This is a genomic window from Stenotrophomonas sp. 2YAF22, assembly GCF_052114665.1.
Taxonomy (GTDB): Bacteria; Pseudomonadota; Gammaproteobacteria; order Xanthomonadales; family Xanthomonadaceae; genus Stenotrophomonas; species Stenotrophomonas indicatrix.
In genome coordinates, this window is the sequence record NZ_JBFRFE010000519.1 from 1 (window position 1) to 3,141 (window position 3,141).

Consider the following 3,141-nt stretch of genomic DNA (forward strand, 5'->3'; position numbering starts at 1 on the left):
GGGTGAACTGGCCGGCGTCGGCGCCGAACTGGCGGCACTGGCACGCATCGAAGCGGGCAGCATCGATGAAGCCGATTTCGTCTGCGTGGGCGACCACTGGGACCTGCGCGAACGCCTGCAGCAGCAGTGGCAGGCAATGCAGCTGCCGGCCGACCTTGATCCGGCGCAGCCCGCCTCCCGGCTCAGTGGCGGCCAGGCGATGCAGGTGGCGCTGTCCGGTGCGTGGGCCAGCGGCGCGGACTGGCTGATCCTCGACGAGCCAAGCAATCATCTCGACGCCCGGCATCGCCACCAGCTGTACGCACAGCTGCAGCAGTGGCAGGGGGGCCTGCTGGCCATCAGCCACGACCGTGGCCTGCTCGCGCAGATGGCGCAGATCGTCGAACTGGACGCGCACGGCCTGCATCGTTACGGCGGACCGTGGCAGCACTATGCCGACACACGCGCCGCCGAACGCGAGGCCGCCGCCGCCCAGCTGGAGCATGCCCGTGCCCATCACCGGCAGCAGCAACGCAGCGCGCGCGAACAGAACGAGCGCCAGCAGCAGCGGCAGGCACGTGGCAACCGCGAAGCGCGCGAGGCCAACCAGGCACCGATCCTGCTCGGTCGGCAGAAGCAGCGCGCCGAAGCGAGCCACGGCCGTGCGCAGCAGATCCAGAACGACCGCCTGCAGGCCAGCGCGGCGCAGGTGCGCGCCGCCGCTGCGGCGGTACACGTGACGCCAGAACTGGCGTTGTTCAGTGGTGAAGGCGAGCGTGGTCAGGCCCGGCTGCTGCAGGCGCACGATCTGGTGCTGCCGCATGGCTGCAACGCGGYGCTGCAGCTGGAGATCCGGCGCGGCCAGCGCATCGCCGTCGTGGGCGACAACGGCAGCGGCAAGTCGACCCTGCTGCGCGTACTGGCCGGACAGCTGGCGGCGCGCAGCGGTCAGGTGCAGCGGCATGCGCCGCTGGCCCTGCTCGACCAGCAACTGCTGGGGCTTGCAGGTGAACAGAGCATCCTCGATGCCGTGCGCGCTGCGAATCCCGCGGCCGATGCGGGTGAACTGCGTACGCGTCTTGCCCTGCTGGGCCTGGATGCGCAGCGCGTCCAACGCCCGGCCAGCAGCCTCAGCGATGGCGAGCGGGTGAAAGGGGCACTGGCCAGCGTGCTGTACGCCGATCCTGCCCCGCAGCTGCTGTTGCTGGACGAGCCGGGCAACGCCCTGGACCTTGCCGCGCTGCAGGCGCTGGAAGAACTGCTGGCGGCATGGCCGGGGGCGTTGCTGATGGTCAGCCATGACACCCACCTGCTGCAGGCCCTGCGGCCAACGCAGGTGCTGCAGGTCGGTGACGCAGGTTGGCAGTGGCGCGATGCGATGTAGAGCCGAGCACGTGCTCGGCTCCTGCAGGCATTCATCCACGCATGGCGTGGATCTACTGCACAGCCCTGCCTCCACGCCCCACGTGGCGCAGACGCATCAACGCGTCCACACCGGGAACGCCTGCGGCATCTGCTGCCACAGCAAGGGCCCGGCCTGCAGCTCGGTGTCGTTGAGCAGGCACGCATCCAGTGCCGACCGCACCACACGCTCGTCCATGTGCACGCCGATCACCACCAGCTCCTGCCGGCGGTCACCCCACAGCGGGTGCCACAGGCGTGCCATCGCCGCGTGCGCCGCCGCGTCCGGGAATTCCTGTGCATCGGGCAACGGCGCGCTCCAGCAGTCGGCCTGCTGCCGTGCCCAGCCCAGATCGCTGTAAGGCAGTGGCGTTGGCGGCAGCAGCGGCGTGGTGTCCTCCTGTCCGGCACGTACACGCTCTCGCGCCGCATACCAGAAGCCCGCCGCCTGGGTGCGCGTGGCCGCGCCCACGCTGTTCAACTCGCCCACCCAGTCCATGCGGTTGGCCAGCCAGAACCAGCCCTTGCTGCGGATCACCCCGGGCATGCCGTGCTGCAACGTGCGTGCGAAGCGGGCTGGGTGGAACGGCCGTCGCGAGCGGTAGACGAAGCTGGCAATGCCGTACTCCTCGGTTTCCGGTGTGTGCTCGCCGCGCAGCTCCTTCACCCAGCCGGGAGCCTGCTGCGCACGATCGAAATCGAAGCGACCGGTATCCAGCAGCTCGGCAAGCGGCACGTCGCCGAACGCGGACAGCAGCAGCTTCGCGTCGCGGTTCAACCCGCGCAGCACCGCCAGCGTGTCCTGCAGCACTTCGTCGTCCACCTGGTCCACCTTGCTGACCACGATCACGTCGGCGAACTCCACCTGCTCGCACAGCAGGTCGACCACGCCGCGGTCATCGTCCGGCCCCGCCTGCTGACCACGCTCGGCCAAGCGCAGCGTTGAACCGAAATCGGCCAGGAAGGCACTGCCATCCACCAGCGTCACCATCGTATCCAGCCGCGCGATATCGCTCAGGCTGAAGCCGTGCTCATCGCGCACCGCGAAGGTGGCCGCTACGGGCATCGGCTCGCCGATCCCGGTCGATTCGATCAGCAGATAGTCGTAGCGGCCGCTGTCAGCCAGGCGCCGGACCTCCTGCAGCAGATCATCGCGCAGCGTGCAGCAGATGCAGCCGTTGCTGAACTCCACCAGCGTCTCTTCGGTGCGACGCAGCTCTGCGCCACCATCGCGCACCAGCTGCGCATCGATGTTGACCTCGCTCATGTCGTTGACGATCACCGCCACCCGCAGGCCATCGCGGTTGCGCAGTATCTGGTTGAGCAGGGTGGTCTTGCCGGCACCGAGGAAGCCGGAGAGCACGGTGACCGGAAGGCGACGGTCGGCGCGGGAAACAGTGTTCATGTCGGAGCGGGTTGGCTGCGGAACGGAAATGTTACTGTATAACAATTGTCGCGCAAGGAACCTCCCTACATGAAGTCGCCCTCAGCCGCCCTGCTTGATGCCGGGGCCGTCGCCCTGTCCAGCCTGTGCCTGCTGCATTGCCTGGCACTGCCCCTGCTGGCGGCCGCGCTGCCGCTGTTCGGCGTCTGGGCCGAAGCGGAATGGGTACACCTGGTCTTCGTGGCCATCGCGCTGCCGATGACTGGCTTCGCCCTGTGGCGGGCCGAACGCCGCCATCCTCTGCCCGCACTGGCGTGGCTGAGCGCCGGTATCGGCCTGGCCCTGTTGATGGCCGGCGCCCTGGCGCTGCCCTCGCA

At 68.9% G+C, this 3,141-nt stretch carries 3 protein-coding genes; 2 read left to right on the forward strand and 1 reads right to left on the reverse strand.

Going from position 1 to position 3,141, the window contains the following annotated elements; genetic code table 11:
• Window positions 1-1,363 (forward strand): ATP-binding cassette domain-containing protein (locus AB4Y84_RS17465; protein ID WP_442250544.1); only part of this gene is annotated, 1,363 nt, incomplete at its 5' end.
• Between the two features lie 96 nt (window positions 1,364-1,459).
• On the opposite strand, the gene AB4Y84_RS17470 is transcribed toward AB4Y84_RS17465, so the two are convergent.
• A complete protein-coding gene (locus tag AB4Y84_RS17470) occupies window positions 1,460-2,785 on the reverse strand; it encodes a GTP-binding protein (protein ID WP_442244725.1) in 1,326 nt (441 codons plus the stop codon).
• Between the two features lie 69 nt (window positions 2,786-2,854).
• Here AB4Y84_RS17470 and AB4Y84_RS17475 point away from each other — a divergent pair.
• Window positions 2,855-3,141, forward strand: a 287-nt coding sequence (locus AB4Y84_RS17475) for a MerC family mercury resistance protein (protein ID WP_442250545.1), incomplete at its 3' end; no start/stop codon positions are given.

Coding starts and splice junctions, on each gene's coding strand:
- AB4Y84_RS17470 (WP_442244725.1), bottom strand. CDS start 2,785: ATGAACACTGTTTCCCGCGCCGACCGTCGCCTTCCGGTCACCGTGCTC.